This window comes from Bacillus sp. FSL R5-0512, from assembly GCF_038593295.1.
GTDB lineage: Bacteria > Bacillota > Bacilli > Bacillales > Bacillaceae > Bacillus > Bacillus safensis.
The window spans coordinates 125078-145035 of the sequence record NZ_CP151982.1 but is presented as its reverse complement, the minus strand read 5'-3'; the positions used below and the strand labels follow the sequence as shown (position 1 = coordinate 145035).

22 protein-coding genes are annotated in these 19958 nt (G+C 42.6%); all 22 read right to left on the bottom strand.

The window, feature by feature from the left end; translation table 11 throughout:
• Positions 1 to 18: 18 nt before the first annotated feature.
• The 22 genes from rplE to rpoB all read right to left on the bottom strand — a co-directional run bounded on the left by rplE (position 19) and on the right by rpoB (position 19875).
• The gene (gene rplE / locus NSQ25_RS00795) at positions 19 to 558 is read right to left on the bottom strand and encodes a 50S ribosomal protein L5 (RefSeq protein ID WP_003217159.1); all 540 of its coding nucleotides are present in this window, start codon (positions 556 to 558) and stop codon (positions 19 to 21) included.
• Between the two features lie 25 nt (positions 559 to 583).
• On the bottom strand, positions 584 to 895 hold the full coding sequence (gene rplX / locus NSQ25_RS00790) for a 50S ribosomal protein L24 (RefSeq protein WP_008356538.1): 312 nt from the start codon (positions 893 to 895) through the stop codon (positions 584 to 586).
• 35 nt (positions 896 to 930) lie between these two features.
• On the bottom strand, positions 931 to 1299 hold the full coding sequence (rplN, locus tag NSQ25_RS00785; RefSeq protein WP_003216882.1) for a 50S ribosomal protein L14: 369 nt from the start codon (positions 1297 to 1299) through the stop codon (positions 931 to 933).
• 39 nt (positions 1300 to 1338) lie between these two features.
• Entirely contained in the window at positions 1339 to 1602 is a 264-nt protein-coding gene (gene rpsQ / locus NSQ25_RS00780) for a 30S ribosomal protein S17 (RefSeq protein ID WP_003216906.1), read from the bottom strand.
• Positions 1603 to 1627: 25 nt separating this feature from the next.
• The gene (rpmC, locus tag NSQ25_RS00775; RefSeq protein ID WP_003217155.1) at positions 1628 to 1828 is read right to left on the bottom strand and encodes a 50S ribosomal protein L29; all 201 of its coding nucleotides are present in this window, start codon (positions 1826 to 1828) and stop codon (positions 1628 to 1630) included.
• Positions 1818 to 2252: a 50S ribosomal protein L16 gene (gene rplP / locus NSQ25_RS00770; protein ID WP_003156478.1), complete on the bottom strand. Its 435-nt coding sequence runs from the start codon at positions 2250 to 2252 to the stop codon at positions 1818 to 1820. Before rplP ends, rpmC begins: the two co-directional genes overlap by 11 nt.
• Position 2253: 1 nt before the next feature.
• Positions 2254 to 2910 carry a 30S ribosomal protein S3 gene (gene rpsC / locus NSQ25_RS00765; protein ID WP_003217241.1) on the bottom strand — a complete coding sequence of 219 codons (657 nt, stop codon included), beginning with the start codon at positions 2908 to 2910 and terminating at the stop codon, positions 2254 to 2256.
• A gap of 3 nt (positions 2911 to 2913) precedes the next feature.
• Positions 2914 to 3255 carry a 50S ribosomal protein L22 gene (rplV, locus tag NSQ25_RS00760; RefSeq protein ID WP_007496316.1) on the bottom strand — a complete coding sequence of 114 codons (342 nt, stop codon included), beginning with the start codon at positions 3253 to 3255 and terminating at the stop codon, positions 2914 to 2916.
• Between the two features lie 17 nt (positions 3256 to 3272).
• On the bottom strand, positions 3273 to 3551 hold the full coding sequence (gene rpsS / locus NSQ25_RS00755) for a 30S ribosomal protein S19 (protein ID WP_003216920.1): 279 nt from the start codon (positions 3549 to 3551) through the stop codon (positions 3273 to 3275).
• A gap of 57 nt (positions 3552 to 3608) precedes the next feature.
• On the bottom strand, positions 3609 to 4442 hold the full coding sequence (rplB, locus tag NSQ25_RS00750) for a 50S ribosomal protein L2 (RefSeq protein ID WP_024425599.1): 834 nt from the start codon (positions 4440 to 4442) through the stop codon (positions 3609 to 3611).
• 28 nt (positions 4443 to 4470) lie between these two features.
• A complete protein-coding gene (gene rplW, locus NSQ25_RS00745) occupies positions 4471 to 4758 on the bottom strand; it encodes a 50S ribosomal protein L23 (protein WP_003217016.1) in 288 nt (95 codons plus the stop codon).
• Positions 4758 to 5381 (bottom strand): 50S ribosomal protein L4, encoded by a 624-nt coding sequence (gene rplD, locus NSQ25_RS00740; protein WP_024425598.1) that lies wholly within the window; start codon positions 5379 to 5381, stop codon positions 4758 to 4760. The genes rplW and rplD overlap by 1 nt, the downstream gene beginning before the upstream one ends.
• A 27-nt stretch (positions 5382 to 5408) precedes the next feature.
• Entirely contained in the window at positions 5409 to 6038 is a 630-nt protein-coding gene (rplC, locus tag NSQ25_RS00735; RefSeq protein ID WP_024425597.1) for a 50S ribosomal protein L3, read from the bottom strand.
• A 37-nt stretch (positions 6039 to 6075) separates the two neighbouring features.
• The gene (rpsJ, locus tag NSQ25_RS00730) at positions 6076 to 6384 is read right to left on the bottom strand and encodes a 30S ribosomal protein S10 (RefSeq protein WP_003156464.1); all 309 of its coding nucleotides are present in this window, start codon (positions 6382 to 6384) and stop codon (positions 6076 to 6078) included.
• A 218-nt stretch (positions 6385 to 6602) separates the two neighbouring features.
• Positions 6603 to 7562, bottom strand: a complete 960-nt coding sequence (locus NSQ25_RS00725) for an alpha/beta hydrolase (RefSeq protein ID WP_326136010.1) — start codon at positions 7560 to 7562, stop codon at positions 6603 to 6605.
• Positions 7563 to 7671: 109 nt separating this feature from the next.
• Positions 7672 to 8862, bottom strand: coding sequence for an elongation factor Tu (gene tuf, locus NSQ25_RS00720; protein ID WP_034283892.1), 1191 nt, complete (start codon positions 8860 to 8862; stop codon positions 7672 to 7674).
• Positions 8863 to 8980: 118 nt separating this feature from the next.
• The gene (fusA, locus tag NSQ25_RS00715) at positions 8981 to 11059 is read right to left on the bottom strand and encodes an elongation factor G (protein ID WP_326136009.1); all 2079 of its coding nucleotides are present in this window, start codon (positions 11057 to 11059) and stop codon (positions 8981 to 8983) included.
• A gap of 54 nt (positions 11060 to 11113) precedes the next feature.
• Positions 11114 to 11584: a 30S ribosomal protein S7 gene (gene rpsG / locus NSQ25_RS00710; RefSeq protein ID WP_003216884.1), complete on the bottom strand. Its 471-nt coding sequence runs from the start codon at positions 11582 to 11584 to the stop codon at positions 11114 to 11116.
• Positions 11585 to 11705: 121 nt separating this feature from the next.
• Positions 11706 to 12125 (bottom strand): 30S ribosomal protein S12, encoded by a 420-nt coding sequence (rpsL, locus tag NSQ25_RS00705; RefSeq protein ID WP_003216962.1) that lies wholly within the window; start codon positions 12123 to 12125, stop codon positions 11706 to 11708.
• Positions 12126 to 12238: 113 nt separating this feature from the next.
• Positions 12239 to 12487, bottom strand: coding sequence for a 50S ribosomal protein L7ae-like protein (locus NSQ25_RS00700; protein ID WP_024425593.1), 249 nt, complete (start codon positions 12485 to 12487; stop codon positions 12239 to 12241).
• 145 nt (positions 12488 to 12632) lie between these two features.
• Positions 12633 to 16232, bottom strand: coding sequence for a DNA-directed RNA polymerase subunit beta' (rpoC, locus tag NSQ25_RS00695; RefSeq protein WP_034283894.1), 3600 nt, complete (start codon positions 16230 to 16232; stop codon positions 12633 to 12635).
• A gap of 61 nt (positions 16233 to 16293) precedes the next feature.
• Positions 16294 to 19875, bottom strand: a complete 3582-nt coding sequence (gene rpoB / locus NSQ25_RS00690; protein ID WP_326136008.1) for a DNA-directed RNA polymerase subunit beta — start codon at positions 19873 to 19875, stop codon at positions 16294 to 16296.
• Between the last annotated feature and the right edge of the window lie 83 nt (positions 19876 to 19958).

Genomic DNA, 19958 nt, shown 5'->3' with positions numbered 1-19958 from the left:
TCGCCTCCCTTTCATTGATTATTTCTGGAACGGCATACCTACTTGAGTTAATAACTCACGTGCTTCTTCGTCCGTATTGGCAGTAGTAACGATAACGATATCCATACCGCGGACCTTTGTTACTTTATCGTAATCAATTTCTGGGAAGATTAACTGTTCTTTAATACCAAGCGTGTAGTTTCCACGACCGTCGAAAGATTTCTTAGAAATCCCGCGGAAGTCACGTACACGTGGTAAAGACACAGAAATAAGTTTATCAAGGAAATCATACATGCGCTCTCCGCGAAGTGTTACTTTCGCACCGATTGGCATTCCTTCACGTAGACGGAATCCAGCAATAGACTTCTTCGCACGAGTAACGACAGGTTTTTGACCAGCGATAAACGTTAATTCTTCAACAGCAGTATCGATTGCTTTAGCGTTTTGAACAGCGTCACCAACACCCATGTTGATCACGATTTTTTCGATTTTTGGCACTTGCATTACTGATTTGTATTCAAACTTAGAAACTAATGCAGGTGTAATTTCTTTTACATACTTTTCTTTAAGGCGGTTCATGAGAAAGACCTCCCTTCCTTATTTACTATTTATCTAGAACTTGCCCAGATTTTTTCGCTACACGGACTTTCTTTCCGTCCTCAACTTTATACCCAACACGTGTCACTTCACCCGTTTTAGGATCAAGCGGCATTACGTTTGATACGTGGATCGGCGCTTCTTGTTCAGAAATTCCGCCTTGAGGGTTAGCTTGGGTTGGTTTAGAGTGTTTTTTCACAAGGTTAATACCTTCTACTAAAACACGTTCCTTTTTAGGGAAAGCAGCAAGGATGACACCTTGTTTACCTTTATCTTTACCAGAGATAACCACTACTTTATCGCCCTTTTTAACATGCATTTAATCGCACCTCCTTGAGTCGCGGATTGTATTCATTAAAGTACTTCTGGTGCTAGAGAAACAATTTTCATATAGTTGTTTTCACGAAGTTCACGTGCTACTGGTCCGAAGATACGAGTTCCACGTGGGCTCTTGTCGTCACGAATGATGACACATGCATTTTCGTCGAAACTGATGTAAGATCCATCGTTTCTGCGAGCTCCGCTCTTAGTACGAACGATAACTGCTTTCACAACTTCACCTTTTTTGACAACGCCTCCAGGTGTTGCTTGTTTAACCGTACAAACAATGACATCACCGATGTTAGCCGTTTTACGTCCAGAGCCACCAAGAACTTTAATCGTTAGTACTTCGCGTGCGCCAGAGTTGTCAGCTACTTTTAAACGAGTCTCCTGTTGAATCATTAATGTTACCTCCTTTCGGAAAAAGAAATCCGAACTTTATTAGATAATAACGGCTTCTTCGACAACTTCAACTAGACGAAAGCGTTTAGTCGCAGATAAAGGACGAGTTTCCATGACCTTTACGATGTCTCCGATTTTTGCTTGGTTGTTTTCATCATGTGCTTTGAACTTCTTAGAGTATCTTACACGTTTGCCATAAAGTGAATGCTTTTTGTATGTTTCAACTACAACAGTGATGGTTTTATCCATTTTGTCAGAAACAACACGACCTTGATACACTTTACGTTGGTTACGTTCGCTCATGTTTGCGGGGCCTCCCCTCTAATTATTATTTATTAGCAGCGATTTCTCTTTGACGAATCACAGTTTTCATGCGTGCGATTGATTTACGCACTTCACGAATGCGAGCAGTATTTTCAAGCTGCCCAGTCGCTAATTGGAAACGAAGATTGAAAAGTTCTTCTTTAAGAGACTTTACTTTTTGTTCAATTTCAGCAGTGGTAAGGTCACGAATTTCATTAGCTTTCATTTGATTCACCACCAATTTCTTCACGTTTTACGAACTTCGTTTTAATTGGCAATTTGTGAGATGCAAGACGAAGAGCTTCACGAGCAACTTCTTCAGACACACCAGAAATTTCAAATAAAACTTTGCCCGGTTTCACTACAGCTACCCATCCTTCTGGAGCACCTTTACCGGAACCCATGCGGACCTCTAGAGGTTTAGCTGTGTATGGCTTAGAAGGGAAAATTTTAATCCAAACTTTACCGCCACGTTTCATGTAACGAGTCATAGCAATACGAGCAGCTTCGATTTGACGGTTTGTGATCCAAGAAGCTTCAAGAGCCTGGATACCGTACTCACCGAAATGTACTTCAGTACCGCCTTTTGCACGACCACGCATTTTTCCACGATGTTCTCTGCGATACTTCACGCGTTTTGGCAATAACATATTATTTTCCTCCTTCCGCAGTATTCTTCTTAGTTGGAAGGACTTCTCCACGATAGATCCATACTTTTACGCCAAGCTTACCATAAGTAGTGTCAGCTTCAGCAGTAGCATAGTCGATGTCAGCACGAAGTGTGTGCAATGGAACAGTACCTTCACTGTAATATTCAGAACGAGCAATATCTGCACCGCCAAGACGACCAGAAACCATTGTTTTGATTCCTTGTGCTCCAGCACGCATTGTGCGTTGGATTGTTTGTTTTTGTGCACGACGGAATGAAATACGGTTTTCAAGTTGACGAGCGATGTTTTCAGCAACTAGCTGAGCATCAAGATCTGCTCTCTTGATTTCAAGAATGTTGATGTGTACACGTTTGCCAGTTAGGCTGTTAAGAGCTTTACGAAGTGCTTCAACTTCAGATCCGCCTTTACCAATTACCATACCTGGTTTAGCCGTGTGGATTGTGATATTTACGCGGTTTGCAGCACGTTCGATTTCAACTTTAGAAACAGACGCGTCAGACAAACGCTTGCTGATGAATTCACGGATTTTCAAGTCTTCATGTAAGAAGTCAGCGTAATCTTTTCCTGCGAACCATTTAGATTCCCAATCACGAATGACGCCAATACGAAGACCTACTGGATTTACCTTTTGACCCACGGATTATCCCTCCTTCTTTTCTGATACAACGATTGTAATGTGGCTAGTACGTTTGTTAATTGCGCTCGCACGACCCATAGCACGTGGACGGAATCTCTTAAGTGTTGGACCTTCGTCAACGAATGCTTGAGTAATCACTAGGCTGTTAGCGTCCAACTCGTAGTTGTGCTCAGCGTTTGCGATAGCAGATTTTAATACTTTTTCAATAATTGGTGAAGCAGCCTTAGGTGTAAGGTTTAAGATAGAAACTGCTTCTCCTACTTGCTTACCTCGGATCAGGTCCATTACTAGACGTGCTTTACGAGGAGCAATACGGACTGTTCTTGCGACAGCTTTAGCTTGCATTTAAAAGCCTCCTCTCATTAGCGTCTTGTTTTTTTATCGTCACTAGCATGACCTTTGTAAGTACGGCTTGGTGCGAATTCGCCCAATTTGTGACCTACCATATCTTCAGAAATGAAAACAGGTACATGTTTGCGTCCATCATAGACAGCGATTGTGTGACCGATGAATTGTGGGAAAATTGTAGAACGACGAGACCAAGTTTTTACGACTTGCTTTTTGTCAGTTTCATTCAATTTCTCGACTTTAGCCATCAAATGATCATCAACAAATGGTCCTTTTTTTAAGCTGCGAGCCATTGTGGAACCTCCCTTCGTGATTGAACTACGGTCCTAAATGAACCGTAGACAACCCCGTTACTTGTTTTTACGACGACGTACAATGAATTTATCAGACTTGTTGGTTTTCTTACGAGTCTTGAATCCAAGAGTCGGTTTACCCCATGGAGACATTGGTGATTTACGTCCGATTGGAGCGCGTCCTTCACCACCACCGTGTGGGTGATCGTTAGGGTTCATTACAGAACCACGAACTGTTGGGCGTACGCCTTTCCAGCGAGAACGTCCAGCTTTACCGATGTTGATTAATTCGTGTTGCTCGTTTCCAACTTGACCGATAGTCGCACGGCAAGCAGAAAGAATCATGCGAACTTCTCCTGAGTTCAAACGTACAAGAACGTATTTACCTTCTTTACCAAGAACTTGAGCAGAAGTACCAGCAGAACGAACTAATTGTCCACCTTTACCTGGTTTTAATTCAATGTTATGCACAACTGTACCAACTGGGATGTTGATAAGTGGAAGAGCATTACCTGGTTTGATGTCAGCTTCTGGTCCAGAAGTAACTTCAGTACCAACTTGGATTCCTTTCGGAGCAAGAATGTAACGTTTCTCACCATCTGCATAGTTTACAAGAGCGATGTTAGCTGAACGGTTTGGATCATACTCGATTGTAGCAACGCGTCCAGGTATACCGTCTTTATCACGCTTAAAGTCGATGATACGGTATTGACGTTTGTGACCGCCACCTTGATGACGAACAGTCAATCTACCTTGGTTGTTACGTCCGCCTTTTTTGTGTAGCGGTGCAAGCAACGATTTTTCTGGTTTGTCAGTCGTGATTTCAGCAAAATCTGAAGTAGTCATGCCACGACGACCATTACTGGTTGGTTTATACTTTTTAATCGCCATTTTGAATTTCCCTCCTTCTTTTTAAGATTTACGCTTCAAAAATTTCGATTTCTTTGCTGTCAGCAGTTAATTTCACGATCGCTTTTCTGCGACGGCTAGTCATACCAGTGTAGCGTCCAACGCGTTTTGATTTTCCTTTGTAGTTTTGAACGTTGACTTTCTCAACTTTCACTCCAAAGATTTCTTCAACAGCGTCTTTCACTTCTGTTTTGTTAGCTCTGACATCAACTTCGAACGTGTACTTCTTCTCTGTCATTAGATCAGCAGAACGTTCAGTAATGATAGGGCGCTTTAGAACATCACGAGGATCTTTCATTATGCAAGTCCCTCCTCTACTTTTTCAACCGCTGCTTTAGTGATCAGAAGTTTGTCGTGGTTGACAACGTCAAGAACGTTGATACCGTTAGCTTCAACAACTGTTACTCCAGGGATGTTACGAGCAGATAAAGCAACTGTTTCGTTTGCATCCGCAGTGACGATCAACGCTTTCTTCTCGACAGATAATCCTTTAAGGATGCCTGCGAATTCTTTCGTTTTCACTGCATCAAGAGTCAGATCTTCAAGAACGATGATGTTGTTGTCGATTACTTTAGAAGACAATACTGACTTGATAGCCAAGCGGCGAACTTTTTTAGGTAATTTATAAGAATAACTGCGTGGTGTTGGACCGAATACGATACCGCCTCCGCGCCATTGTGGTGAACGGATAGAACCTTGACGAGCACGACCTGTACCCTTCTGTCTCCAAGGCTTACGACCTCCGCCACGTACTTCAGAACGAGTTTTTACTTTGTGAGTTCCTTGACGTAAGGAAGCTCTTTGCATAAGAATAGCATCGAATACTACGCTTTCGTTTGGCTCGATTCCAAACACAGAAGCGTTTAATTCGATTTCACCGTTAGTAGAACCGTTTTGGTTATATAATGCTACTTTTGGCATGACTTGTTTCCTCCTTTCCTAAGAGAGTTATTTAGATTTAACTGCACTCTTTACAGTTACTAGAGATTTTTTAGCGCCTGGTACGTTTCCTTTGATCAATAGAAGATTGCGTTCTGCATCAACTTTAACGATCTCAAGGTTTTGGACAGTAATTTGCTCTCCGCCCATACGACCTGGAAGAAGTTTACCTTTGAATACACGGTTTGGATCAACAGGTCCCATTGAACCAGGACGACGGTGGTAACGTGAACCGTGAGTCATTGGTCCGCGTGATTGTCCGTGGCGTTTGATAGCCCCTTGGAATCCTTTACCTTTTGATGTTCCTGTTACATCTACGATATCTCCATTTGCGAAAATATCAACTTTGACTTCCTGACCAACTTCATACGCATCTAACTCCGCACCGCGTAATTCTTTTACGAAGCGCTTAGGAGCAGTTTCCGCTTTAGCAACGTGGCCTTTCTCTGGTTTGTTAGAAAGCTTTTCACGTTTGTCATCAAAACCGATTTGGATTGCTTCATAGCCATCCGTGTCAACAGTCTTCTTTTGAAGAACAACGTTAGCAGCAGCCTCAACAACAGTTACAGGGATAAGATCACCGTTTTCTGCGAATACTTGCGTCATACCAATTTTTCTACCTAAGATTCCTTTGGTCATTCGTCACACCTCCTATAATATGTGTTTTCTATTTGAATTAAAGTTTGATTTCGATATCTACACCAGATGGTAAATCTAAACGCATAAGTGCATCAACTGTTTGCGGAGTTGGATTCACGATGTCGATTAGACGTTTGTGAGTACGCATCTCGAATTGCTCACGAGAATCTTTGTACTTATGCACCGCACGAAGGATTGTGTAAACTGATTTTTCAGTTGGAAGCGGAATTGGACCAGATACACTAGCACCAGAACGCTTAGCCGTTTCAACAATCTTCTCAGCAGATTGATCAAGAATTCTATGATCATATGCTTTTAAACGAATACGAATTTTTTGTTTTGCCATTATTTTCCCTCCTTTTCGCCTACTTACGTTAGACAGTTCTCCGTGAGAAAAACCTGATCACCTCGCCATGGCAAAGCGGCCGGGTGTGTCAGCAACCTCTCACTTCATCGCAGTCAAAGACCAACATGCACTATTGTACCAAATTGGCCTGCGTGTTGCAATAATAAATCGGATAAATTTATGATTTGCACACTTTTCATATTATACAGGGATTCAGCCTATAAATCAAGCTTTCCCTGAAGATGATGTATAGCAGTCTTTCTTATGATACGTATAAATTCATCTGGTTCCTCAATGTGCGGGGAATGTGCAGAGTCTTTAAAGGTAAACCATTCTTTGATTGGTGCTTTTAATTGATCAACATATGGTTTTGATACAGCAGCTGGTGTAATCATGTCGTGATCGCCAATGAGAAAGTAGCACGGTATTAATATAGTAGAAACTCGGAATTGAATACTCTCATTCATTAGCTGATCCCATAGCTTGTCTTGACTAAACTTCTGTCCTTTCATGAACTTCCATTTATCTTTAAGCTGATATTGCTTACTAAAAAGAAACCCTTTTAGCATTTGAAAAACCGGTTTCCATCTATGTGTGAGACCTACGCTCGCAAACTCTTTATATAGAGAAAACAAGGCATGAGCTGATGTCCGTTTCCATGGAGGGGGCGTCAGTAATCGCAGACACCCAGTAAACAGACGATTGCGATGATATTTCTTCAAAAGGAGCTCGTACGATACGATATCTTCCTTTAACACATCTACTACCTGACTAATCCCGTAATATGCATGATAAAGATCTGGACGCTTATGTACTGCTTGTATGGCAATTAATGATCCCCACGAGTATCCTGCGATATACAATTTTGAATGACCTAGATAAGTTAGAAGCTTCTCTGTCAGTTCAATCGTGTCTTCAATAAATTGCTGAATGGTCATCGATGCATCGGGAAGATTCTCTTGATAGGAAAGTCCTGCACCTCTCTGATCCCAATGGACAACTGTAAAGTCCTGATCAAGTTCCCCGTGAAAGGAATCAATATAACTGATTTGAGCCGAGCCGGGCCCGCCGTGTAAAAATAAAAGTACAGGCTTCGTTTCACTCGTCTGGTCTTCTTTAATCATAATCCATTGGTCAATCCCGCCGATCGACCATTTTTTCAAATATGTCTTTACCATTCCAGCGATCCTCTCGGTTCCATTTAGATTCTATAGCTTATAGTAGCCGTTCTGATCTGGAAAAGCAAAAAAAGAGACCCTTTTGCAAGGAGTCTCTTTTGTATGTTTATTACTTAATGATAGTTGAAACGACACCAGAACCTACAGTACGTCCACCCTCACGGATAGAGAAACGAGTTCCTTCTTCGATAGCGATAGTAGAGATAAGTTCAACTTCCATCTCAGTGTTATCGCCAGGCATTACCATTTCAGTACCTTCTGGAAGATGTACGATACCAGTTACGTCAGTTGTACGGAAGTAGAACTGCGGACGGTAGTTAGCGAAGAATGGAGTATGACGTCCACCCTCTTCTTTAGAAAGTACATAAACTTCAGCTTTGAAACGGCTGTGTGGAGTGATTGTACCTGGTTTAGCAAGTACTTGACCACGTTGGATATCTTCACGAGATACACCACGAAGTAGTGCACCGATGTTGTCACCAGCTTCAGCGTAGTCAAGAAGTTTACGGAACATTTCAACACCTGTAACAGTTGTTTTACCGTTTTCTTCTTGAAGACCGATGATTTCAACTTCGTCACCGACTTTAACTTGTCCACGCTCAACACGACCAGTAGCAACTGTTCCACGACCAGTGATTGAGAATACGTCCTCAACTGGCATCATGAATGGCTTCTCAGTGTCACGCTCTGGAGTTGGGATGTACTCATCAACCGCATCCATAAGTTCAAAGATTTTTGCTTCGTAATCAGCATCTCCTTCAAGAGCTTTAAGAGCAGAACCTTTGATAACTGGTACATCGTCACCAGGGAAGTCATAGTCAGAAAGAAGGTCACGAACTTCCATTTCAACAAGTTCAAGTAACTCTTCATCGTCAACCATGTCACATTTGTTAAGGAATACTACGATGTATGGTACACCTACGTTACGAGAAAGTAGGATGTGCTCACGTGTTTGTGGCATTGGACCATCAGCAGCAGATACTACTAAGATCGCGCCGTCCATTTGAGCAGCACCAGTGATCATGTTTTTAACATAGTCAGCGTGTCCTGGGCAGTCTACGTGTGCATAGTGACGAGTTTCAGTTTCATACTCAACGTGTGCAGTTGAGATTGTGATTCCACGCTCGCGCTCTTCTGGAGCACCATCGATTTGGTCATAAGCCATAGCTGTACCTTTACCAGATTTCTTATGAAGAACTGTTGAGATAGCAGCAGTTAGAGTTGTTTTACCATGGTCAACGTGTCCAATTGTACCAATGTTAGCATGCGATTTGGAACGGTCGAATTTTTCTTTAGCCATTCTAAAAATCCTCCTTAAAGGTTCATTGTATTTGGTATAGAGTGATAGAAAGTGAAGAGTTACCTCTCACTTTCTGATCTTCAATAGTAGTTATACTTTAGTTTAAAGGCAAAATCAATTATTCACCTTTATTTTTTTTGATGATTTCTTCACTGATGCTCTTAGGCACTTCTTCGTAGTGATCCATGTGCATAGTGAAAGTACCGCGTCCTTGTGTGTTAGAACGGAGTGCAGTAGCATATCCGAACATTTCAGAAAGTGGAACCATAGCGCGAACAACTTGAGCGTTACCGCGAGCTTCCATACCTTCTACACGTCCACGACGAGATGTGATATCACCCATGATGTCTCCCATGTATTCTTCAGGGATAACAACTTCCACTTTCATCATTGGCTCAAGTAGAACTGGGTTACATTTGCTGACAGCATTTTTCAATGCCATAGATGCAGCAATTTTGAACGCCATTTCGTTAGAGTCAACATCGTGGTAAGATCCATCAAATAATTTTGCTTTGATGTCGATTAATGGGAATCCAGCTAATACACCATTTTCAAGTGAATCTTCAAGACCTGCTTGAATTGCTGGGATGTATTCACGTGGAACAACCCCACCGACGATTGCATTTTCAAATTCGAATCCTGCGCCTTCTTCGTTTGGTTCGAATTCAATCCAAACGTGTCCGAACTGACCGCGTCCACCAGACTGACGTACGAATTTACCTTCAACTTTTGCACCAGAACGGAATGTTTCACGGTACGCAACTTGAGGAGCACCTACGTTAGCTTCAACCTTGAACTCACGCTTCATACGGTCAACAATGATATCAAGGTGAAGCTCACCCATACCAGAGATGATCGTTTGACCAGTTTCAGGGTTTGTTTGTGTACGGAATGTTGGATCCTCTTCAGCTAGTTTAGCTAAAGCGATACTCATTTTATCTTGGTCAGCCTTAGATTTAGGCTCAATAGCTACATCGATAACTGGCTCTGGGAATTCCATAGACTCAAGGATAACAAGATTTTTCTCGTCACAAAGAGTATCACCAGTAGATGTATCTTTAAGACCTACAGCTGCTGCGATATCCCCTGCATATACAGTAGAGATTTCTTCACGGCTGTTTGCGTGCATTTGAAGGATACGTCCAACACGTTCACGCTTGTTCTTAGAAGAGTTCTTCACGTATGAACCAGAATCAAGTGTTCCAGAGTATACGCGGAAGAAAGTTAGTTTCCCAACATAAGGGTCAGTCATAACTTTAAATGCAAGAGCTGCGAATGGTGCGTCATCAGTAGACTCACGAACAACCTCTTCATTTGAATCTGGCAGGATACCTTTAATTGCAGCAACATCAGTTGGTGCAGGCAGGTAGTCAAGCACAGCATCAAGTACAAGCTGAACACCTTTGTTTTTGAAAGCAGATCCAACAAGAACTGGGTAGAATTCAACATTCAATGTTCCTTTACGGATTGCAGCTTTCAATTCAGGAATTGTGATTTCTTCACCCTCAAGGTATTTTTCCATAAGCTCTTCATCAAGCTCAGCGACAGCTTCAATTAGGCTGCTGCGAAGCTCTTCAGCTTTGTCTTTATACTCAGCAGGGATTTCTTGTGCATCAGAGCGAGTTCCAAGGTCATCTTCGTAGAAGTATGCTACGTTTTCTACAAGGTCGATGATTCCTTCGAATTGATCTTCAGCGCCGATCGGCAATTGAATTGCATGAGCGTTCGCTTGAAGACGATCTCTTAATGTGCTTACAGAGTAAAGGAAGTCCGCACCGGTTTTATCCATTTTGTTAACGAATACGATACGAGGTACTCCGTAAGTTGTTGCTTGGCGCCAAACTGTTTCAGTTTGTGGCTCTACACCTGATTGTGCATCAAGGACAGCAACCGCACCATCAAGTACACGTAAAGAACGTTCAACTTCAACAGTGAAGTCTACGTGTCCTGGTGTATCGATGATGTTTACACGGTAACCTTTCCATTGTGCTGTAGTAGCAGCAGAAGTGATTGTAATACCACGTTCTTGCTCCTGCTCCATCCAGTCCATTTGTGAAGCTCCTTCGTGAGTTTCACCAATTTTATGGATACGACCAGTGTAGTACAAGATACGCTCAGTCGTTGTCGTTTTACCGGCATCGATGTGAGCCATGATACCAATATTACGAGTTTTGTCTAAGGAGAACTCTCTTGCCATTGGGTAATTTCTCCTTCCTCATTAGGGAATAGTTTTTTTAGTTTGGTATAAATCCTACCAGCGGTAGTGAGCGAATGCTTTGTTCGCTTCTGCCATTTTGTGTGTGTCTTCACGTTTCTTAACAGCAGCACCAGTGTTGTTAGCTGCGTCAAGGATTTCGTTAGCAAGACGCTCTTCCATCGTTTTTTCTCCACGAAGACGAGCATAGTTTACTAACCAGCGAAGACCTAAAGTAGTACGACGGTCTGGGCGAACTTCTACAGGAACTTGGTAGTTAGCTCCACCTACACGACGTGCTTTAACTTCAAGAACTGGCATGATGTTTTTCAAGGCTTGTTCGAAAACCTCCATCGCTTCATTACCAGTACGTTCTTTGATGATATCAAATGACTTGTAGAGGATTGTTTGTGACTTTCCTCTTTTACCGTCGATCATCATTTTGTTGATCAAACGAGATACAAGTTTAGAATTGTAAATTGGATCTGGCAATACGTCTCTTTTTGCTACAGGACCTTTACGTGGCATCTGAATAGCCTCCCTTCTCTTTTAAAAGGATTTCTATCTGTCTCTCATCTCAATATCATTGTCAGCTGCCTGACTCCACTGATCTGATATCAACTTCTAAAAACCCTTATGTTTGTTTGTATTATTTGCTTTGTTTAGGGCGTTTTGTTCCGTATTTAGAACGTCCTTGCATACGACCGTCAACTCCGGCAGTATCAAGCGCACCACGAACGATGTGGTAACGTACACCCGGTAAGTCTTTTACACGTCCGCCACGGATAAGTACTACACTGTGCTCTTGTAGGTTATGTCCGATACCAGGAATGTAAGCTGTTACCTCAATCAGGTTAGACAAACGTACACGAGCATATTTACGTAGTGCTGAGTTTGGTTTTTTCGGTGTCATTGTACCGACACGAGTACAAACCCCGCGCTTCTGTGGAGATGTTACGTTAGTGTGCTCTTTTTTGAAACTGTTGTATCCTTTGTTAAGTGCAGGTGACTTTGAGTTTTCAACTTTACTCACGCGTCCTTTGCGTATTAGCTGATTAATTGTAGGCATGTTGTTATTCCTCCCTTCATTACTTTTTTTATAACCCACATACCCAGGTGGTTCATCAAAAGGCAAAAAACAATGCTTTTGCATTTTATACATGCAAAAACAAAACAAGTACGCTATAACATAATGGCAACAGCTGCTGCCCCAACTTCAATTCCGCAGGCCTTGCCGAGCTTTTTCATGGAATCTACCACTAAGATGTCTACACCCTTCTCTTGCGCTAGTTTCAATACACTAGCGGTTAAAGCAGGATCAGCATCTTTCGCTACGACGACTTCCTTAACTGAATCTCGTTTCAGAGCTTTTACTGTTTGCTTCGTACCAATAATAATGGATTGAGCCTGTGATACTTTATCATAAGACATCGAATATCCTCCAAAGTAACAGGTTTTATTTTGAGCACCTTGGTTATATTATCATCATGGCAGAAGGATGTCAATATCGTATGACAGATTATCTTGACATCCTTCACCATTTTTTGATGATTTTATAGGAATCTCACGAGAAAGATTACTCTACAGGAACCATGTCGTCAGACGGCTGCACTTGCGAAACCGGCTTAACTTTACGGTAGTTTGGCATTCCCGTTCCAGCAGGAACAAGTTTACCGATGATCACATTCTCTTTCAAGCCAAGCAGTTCATCACGTTTTCCTTTGATCGCCGCATCTGTTAGGACACGAGTCGTTTCTTGGAAGGATGCCGCAGACAAGAATGAGTCTGTTTCAAGTGAAGCTTTTGTAATACCAAGAAGAACTGGACGGCCTGTTGCAGGACGTTTGCCTTCGAATAGTACTTTTTTGTTTGCTTCAGTGAATTGATGTACATCAAGAAGTGTGCCTGGTAATACATCTGTATCCCCTGCATCAGCGACACGCACTTTACGAAGCATTTGGCGAACCATTACCTCTACGTGCTTATCTCCGATTTCTACCCCTTGCATACGGTATACTTTTTGTACTTCATGAAGCAGATATTCTTGAACAGCTGTCATGTCAGTCACTTTAAGAAGTTCTTTCGGATCGATTGAACCTTCTGTAAGTACTTGACCACGAGTGACTGCGTCACCTTCAACAACTTTCAGACGTGCATTGTAAGGAGCTGTGTATGAGCGAGTTTCAACTTCGCCTTGAACCACAATTTCCTGCTGCTTGTCACGAACATCGTTAATTTCAGCAACGACACCATCAATTTCAGAAATTGTCGCTTGCCCTTTCGGATTACGCGCTTCAAATAGCTCTTGGATACGAGGTAAACCTTGAGTGATATCGTCTCCTGCTACCCCACCGGTGTGGAACGTACGCATTGTAAGCTGTGTTCCTGGCTCACCGATTGATTGTGCAGCGATGATTCCAACCGCTTCACCGACTTCAACGTCAGTACCAGTTGCAAGGTTACGGCCGTAGCATCGTTTACATACACCATGAGGCGTGTTACATGTAAATGCTGAACGGATCCATACTTCCTCAATTCCTGCTTCAACTACTTCAAGTGCTTTATCTTCATCAATTAGTTCGTTTTCGGCTACAATGACTTCGCCTGTTTCAGGATGAACAATTGGTTTTCTCGCAAAACGTCCGATCAGACGTTCTTCAAGTTTCTCAATAATTTCATTTCCTTCTTTAATGGACTTCGCCAAGATTCCACGGTCTGTACCGCAATCTGTTTCACGGATGATAACATCCTGTGCAACGTCAACGAGACGACGCGTGAGGTAACCTGAGTCAGCTGTTTTAAGGGCTGTATCGGCAAGACCTTTACGCGCACCGTGAGTGGAAATAAAGTATTCCAATACGGTTAAACCTTCACGGAAACTAGATTTAATCGGAAGTTCGATGATACGTCCAGCCGGGTTGGCCATCAGACCACGCATACCAGCCAGCTGAGTGAAGTTAGACGCGTTACCACGCGCTCCAGAGTCACTCATCATGTAGATTGGGTTGACTTCATCAAGGGACTTCATCAGTTTACCTTGGATGACATCTTTAGAAGAACTCCAGATTGAAATAACTCTCTCATAACGCTCTTCTTCAGTAATCAAACCACGTCTGAATTGCTTCATGACGTTATCTACTTTTGCTTGTGCTTCTTCAAGAATTTGCTGCTTATCATCTAATACGACGATATCAGACACACCAACCGTAATACCGGCTTTAGTAGAGTATCTGAAACCAAGATTTTTCATGCGGTCAAGCATTTTAGATGTCTCAGTGATATGGAATCTCTTAAAGATTTCCGCAATGATTTTCCCTAAAATACCTTTTTTGAACGGCGCATTAATTTCTTGTTTCTCGATCGCAGCTTTTACATCCTCACCTTTTTCAAGGAAGAAACGATCAGGTGTTTTTTCTTCAATATTGCTCTTTGTCGGCTCATTCATGTATGGGAATGATTCCGGTAAGATTTCGTTAAAGATCAGTTTTCCAACTGTTGTAATCAACAATTTAGAACGCTGTTCATCAGTGAATGTCACATTCTTCAACGAGCTAGCTGCAACAGCTACACGTGTATGAAGATGCACATAACCATTTTGATAAGCTAGAAGGGCTTCGTCAGTATCTTTGAAGACCATACCTTCTCCGATAGCACCTTTGCGCTCAAGTGTAAGGTAGTAGTTACCAAGCACCATATCCTGAGATGGCGTAACAACTGGTTTTCCATCTTTCGGGTTCAAAATGTTTTGAGCAGCAAGCATTAAGATACGAGCTTCAGCTTGAGCTTCAGCAGATAATGGTACGTGAACCGCCATTTGGTCACCGTCAAAGTCAGCGTTGTAGGCTGTACATACAAGTGGATGAAGACGAATTGCGCGTCCTTCCACAAGTGTAGGTTCAAACGCTTGAATACCAAGTCTGTGAAGAGTCGGTGCACGGTTTAGTAAGACTGGATGCTCACGAATAACTGATTCTAAAACATCCCATACTTCCGGCTGCACGCGCTCAATTTTACGCTTCGCACTCTTGATGTTGTGAGCTAATCCTTTTTCAACAAGCTCCTTCATCACGAATGGTTTGAATAATTCAAGAGCCATTTCTTTCGGAAGTCCACACTGATACATTTTCAAATGTGGTCCTACGACGATAACGGAACGTCCAGAATAGTCAACACGTTTACCAAGCAAGTTTTGACGGAAACGTCCTTGTTTCCCTTTCAGCATGTGAGAAAGAGATTTCAATGGTCGATTTCCTGGTCCTGTTACTGGTCGGCCTCTACGTCCATTATCAATCAAGGCATCGACAGCTTCTTGAAGCATACGCTTCTCGTTCTGAACGATGATGCTTGGCGCGCCAAGATCTAATAAACGCTTCAGACGATTGTTACGGTTGATGACACGACGATAAAGGTCGTTCAAGTCAGAAGTAGCAAAACGTCCACCATCAAGCTGAACCATTGGACGTAATTCTGGCGGAATAACCGGAAGTACATCAAGAATCATCCAAGATGGTTTGTTTCCTGAGTTACGGAAGGCTTCTAACACTTCAAGGCGTTTGATCGCACGTGTACGTCGCTGTCCTTGAGCAGTTTTCAGCTCTTCCTTCAGTGTATCTACTTCTTTTACAAGATCGATATCTTGAAGAAGTTTGTTGATTGCTTCTGCACCCATAGCTGCTTGGAATGTATTACCGTATTTATCTAAATAAGCACGGAATTCTTTCTCAGAAAGAAGTTGTTTCTTCTCAAGCGGTGTGTTGCCCGGATCTGTCACGACGTAAGAAGCGAAGTAGATCACTTCTTCTAACGCACGTGGTGACATATCAAGAACAAGACCCATACGGCTTGGGATACCTTTGAAATACCAAATGTGGGAAACTGGGGCAGCCAGTTCGATATGCCCCATTCTCTCACGACGGACTTTTGCCCGTGTTACTTCTACACCACAACGGTCACATACAACACCCTTATACCGAACGCGTTTATACTTCCCACAATGACATTCCCAGTCTTTTTGCGGTCCGAAGATACGTTCACAAAAGAGACCATCTTTTTCAGGTTTCAGTGTACGATAGTTAATCGTTTCAGGCTTTTTCACTTCACCAAAAGACCAAGAACGGATTTTATCAGGTGATGCGAGACCGATGTTCATATACTCAAAATTGTTCACATCTAGCAAGGGGCCTACCTCCCTTTTAATCTTCGGGTTATACCCTAGTCACTTGCTCTAATCGTTTCTGCTATTCTTTTGTGACTGCGTCACGTTCAAGATCGACAGGTGCGAGGTCTGCAGCATCTTCGTCATTAGATAACGCTAATCCGTCTGCTTTCTTCGTTTCCTCATCGTCTTCTAAATCTCTCATTTCTATCTCTTCTTCATCGCCAGATAGGATTTTCACATCCATACCTAAACTTTGAAGTTCTTTGATTAACACTTTGAATGATTCAGGGACACCTGGTTCAGGTACGTTATCCCCTTTGACGATGGCTTCGTATGTTTTCACACGACCCACAACGTCATCCGATTTAACTGTTAAGATCTCTTGAAGTGTATATGCTGCACCGTAAGCTTCAAGTGCCCATACTTCCATCTCTCCGAAACGCTGACCACCAAACTGTGCTTTACCGCCAAGTGGCTGCTGCGTAACAAGTGAGTATGGTCCAGTTGAACGAGCGTGAAGTTTATCGTCAACCATGTGAGCCAGTTTGATCATGTACATGATTCCGACAGATACACGGTTGTCGAATGGTTCACCAGTTCGACCGTCATAAAGGACTGTTTTCGCATCACGGGACATACCTGCTTCTTCAAGCGTTTCCCAAACATCTTCCTCGCGCGCACCATCAAATACTGGTGACGCAATGTGGATGCCAAGGTAACGTGCAGCCATACCCATATGAAGCTCAAGTACCTGACCGATGTTCATACGAGATGGTACCCCTAGAGGGTTCAACATGATATCGATCGGTGTTCCGTCTGGAAGATAAGGCATATCTTCTTCTGGAAGGATTTTAGAGATAACCCCTTTGTTACCATGTCGTCCGGCCATTTTGTCACCTTCAGAAATCTTACGTTTCTGAACGATGTATACGCGGACTAATTGGTTTACACCTGGAGGTAATTCATCTCCATCTTCACGGTTGAAGACTTTTACATCGTGGATAATTCCGCCGCCGCCGTGTGGAACACGCAGTGACGTATCACGAACTTCACGAGCCTTTTCACCGAAGATTGCATGTAATAGACGTTCTTCAGCTGTTAGTTCAGTTACACCTTTAGGCGTAACTTTACCTACAAGAAGGTCTCCGTCTTTTACTTCTGCACCAATACGGATGATTCCGCGCTCGTCAAGGTTGCGTAAAGCATCTTCCCCAACGTTTGGAATATCACGAGTGATTTCTTCTGGTCCAAGCTTTGTATCACGAGCTTCTGATTCATATTCTTCAATATGAATAGACGTGTAGACGTCATCTTTTACAAGGCGCTCACTCATGATGATCGCATCCTCGTAGTTGTAACCGTCCCAAGTCATGAATCCGACCATAACGTTACGTCCTAGAGCCAATTCACCTTTTTCCATAGAAGGTCCGTCTGCAAGAATTTCTCCTTTAACGACTTCATCTCCAACACTTACGATAGGGCGCTGGTTGTAGCAAGTCCCTTGGTTAGAGCGGACAAATTTCAGCAGGCTGTATTTGTCTAGGTTTCCTTTGACTTGTTGTCCGTCAACGTCTTCATAACGGCGAACCCAAATATTTTTTGCTTCTACACGTTCTACAACACCTGGATAGCGGCAGATGACAGCAGCACCAGAGTCTTTACCTGATACGTACTCCATCCCTGTACCAACAATTGGTGATTCCGGCTGCATCAAAGGCACAGCCTGACGCTGCATGTTTGCTCCCATTAGAGCACGGTTAGAGTCATCGTTTTCTAAGAATGGGATACATGCTGTCGCTGCAGAAACAACCTGCTTTGGCGAAACGTCCATGTAGTCAACGCGGTTTCGAGGAACAACGGTGTTTTCCCCTCTGAAACGAGCAATGATATTATCATCGATAAACGAACCATCATCAGCTAACTGAGCGTTCGCTTGTGCTACTACGTAGTTATCCTCTTCATCAGCAGTTAAGTAATCGATTCTCGGTGTCACTTTACCAGTTTCAGGATCAACCCGGCGGTAAGGTGTTTCGATAAATCCGAAGCGATTCACTTTTGCAAATGAAGATAGAGAGTTGATCAAACCAATGTTTGGACCCTCTGGTGTTTCAATCGGACACATACGTCCATAGTGAGAGTAGTGAACGTCACGAACTTCCATTCCTGCACGCTCACGTGTCAAACCACCCGGTCCAAGCGCTGACAGACGACGTTTGTGCGTCAATTCAGCAAGCGGGTTTGTTTGATCCATGAACTGAGAAAGCTGAGAACTACCAAAGAACTCTTTGATAGAAGCGATCACAGGACGAATGTTGATCAGCTGCTGAGGTGTGATCGTGTTTGTGTCTTGAATCGACATTCTTTCACGAACAACACGCTCCATTCTGCTTAAACCAATACGGAATTGGTTTTGCAGAAGTTCACCTACAGAACGCAGACGACGGTTACCAAGGTGGTCGATATCATCTGTGTCACCTACACCATGAAGAAGGTTGAAGAAGTAACTGATTGATGCAATGATGTCAGAAGGCGTGATGTTTTTCACAGCTTCCTCTACATATGCATTTCCAATCACGTTGATCACTTGCTCGCCTTCTTGATCAGTCGGTGCATAAATCTTAATAGATTGAAGTTCTACTTCATCTTCTACTACGCCACCATTAGGATAAAGCTTTCTAAATCCGATGCCGTTTTCTAAGTATGGAAGAACTTTATCAAGAACTCTTCTGTCTAAAATATGACCTTTTTCTGCTAGAATTTCACCTGTTTCAGGGTCAACTAACGTTTCAGCCAATTTTTGATTGAACAGTCTATTTTTAATATGAAGCTTCTTATTAATCTTGTAGCGTCCAACATTTGCTAGGTCATATCTCTTCGGATCGAAGAAGCGAGAGTCTAGCAAGCTTTTCGCATTTTCAACAGTTGGCGGCTCTCCAGGACGGAGGCGCTCGTAGATTTCGAGAAGTGCTTTATCTGCATTCTCTGTATTGTCTTTTTCCAGCGTGTTGCGTAAGTATTCATTCTCGCCAATGAGGTCAAGAATCTCTTGATCAGAGCTGAAGCCGAGAGCACGCAAAAGAACCGTAACCGGCAACTTACGTGTGCGATCGATGCGTACATAGACTACATCCTTCGCATCAGTTTCGTATTCTAACCATGCGCCACGGTTTGGAATGACAGTCGCAGTAAAACCTTTTTTACCGTTTTTGTCTACTTTACCACTGAAATATACACTTGGAGAACGCACTAACTGAGAAACGATTACACGTTCCGCACCATTAATGATAAAAGTACCTGTGTCTGTCATGATTGGGAAATCACCCATAAACACATCTTGGTCTTTTACTTCTCCAGTTTCTTTGTTAATTAAACGAACTTTTACTCTTAGTGGAGCAGAGTAAGTTACATCACGTTCTTTTGATTCTGCTACAGGATACTTAGGATCCCCTAGGCTGTAATCAATGAATTCAAGAGAAAGGTTACCAGTAAAATCCTCAATTGGGGATATATCTTGAAACATCTCTCTAAGACCCTCATCAAGAAACCACTGATAAGAAGAGGTTTGAATTTCAATGAGATTTGGTAATTCTAACACTTCGCTTATGCGTGCGTAGCTTCTGCGCTGGCGGTGTCGTCCATACTGAACTAGTTGACCTGTCAACTGATTCACCCCTCAAATCATGCGTATTATATGTGTAAAAAGTATTTCTGTCTTTCAAATGTCAGTAAAGAAATACTTTTACA

Excerpts from the sequence above, each read along its gene's own strand:
- tuf (WP_034283892.1), bottom strand. The coding sequence starts at position 8,862 with ATGGCTAAAGAAAAATTCGACCGTTCCAAATCGCATGCTAACATTGGT.
- rpsQ (WP_003216906.1), bottom strand. The coding sequence starts at position 1,602 with ATGAGCGAACGTAACCAACGTAAAGTGTATCAAGGTCGTGTTGTTTCT.
- rplD (WP_024425598.1), bottom strand. The coding sequence starts at position 5,381 with ATGCCAAAAGTAGCATTATATAACCAAAACGGTTCTACTAACGGTGAA.
- rplC (WP_024425597.1), bottom strand. The coding sequence starts at position 6,038 with ATGACCAAAGGAATCTTAGGTAGAAAAATTGGTATGACGCAAGTATTC.
- NSQ25_RS00725 (WP_326136010.1), bottom strand. The coding sequence starts at position 7,562 with ATGGTAAAGACATATTTGAAAAAATGGTCGATCGGCGGGATTGACCAA.
- rplE (WP_003217159.1), bottom strand. The coding sequence starts at position 558 with ATGAACCGCCTTAAAGAAAAGTATGTAAAAGAAATTACACCTGCATTA.
- rplB (WP_024425599.1), bottom strand. The coding sequence starts at position 4,442 with ATGGCGATTAAAAAGTATAAACCAACCAGTAATGGTCGTCGTGGCATG.
- rpmC (WP_003217155.1), bottom strand. The coding sequence starts at position 1,828 with ATGAAAGCTAATGAAATTCGTGACCTTACCACTGCTGAAATTGAACAA.
- rpsJ (WP_003156464.1), bottom strand. The coding sequence starts at position 6,384 with ATGGCAAAACAAAAAATTCGTATTCGTTTAAAAGCATATGATCATAGA.
- rpsL (WP_003216962.1), bottom strand. The coding sequence starts at position 12,125 with ATGCCTACAATTAATCAGCTAATACGCAAAGGACGCGTGAGTAAAGTT.
- fusA (WP_326136009.1), bottom strand. The coding sequence starts at position 11,059 with ATGGCAAGAGAGTTCTCCTTAGACAAAACTCGTAATATTGGTATCATG.
- NSQ25_RS00700 (WP_024425593.1), bottom strand. The coding sequence starts at position 12,487 with ATGTCTTATGATAAAGTATCACAGGCTCAATCCATTATTATTGGTACG.
- rpsG (WP_003216884.1), bottom strand. The coding sequence starts at position 11,584 with ATGCCACGTAAAGGTCCTGTAGCAAAAAGAGACGTATTGCCAGATCCA.
- rplX (WP_008356538.1), bottom strand. The coding sequence starts at position 895 with ATGCATGTTAAAAAGGGCGATAAAGTAGTGGTTATCTCTGGTAAAGAT.
- rpsS (WP_003216920.1), bottom strand. The coding sequence starts at position 3,551 with ATGGCTCGCAGCTTAAAAAAAGGACCATTTGTTGATGATCATTTGATG.
- rplP (WP_003156478.1), bottom strand. The coding sequence starts at position 2,252 with ATGTTATTGCCAAAACGCGTGAAGTATCGCAGAGAACATCGTGGAAAA.
- rplN (WP_003216882.1), bottom strand. The coding sequence starts at position 1,299 with ATGATTCAACAGGAGACTCGTTTAAAAGTAGCTGACAACTCTGGCGCA.
- rplW (WP_003217016.1), bottom strand. The coding sequence starts at position 4,758 with ATGAAAGATCCTCGTGATGTTCTAAAGCGCCCTATCATTACTGAACGT.
- rplV (WP_007496316.1), bottom strand. The coding sequence starts at position 3,255 with ATGCAAGCTAAAGCTGTCGCAAGAACAGTCCGTATTGCTCCTCGTAAA.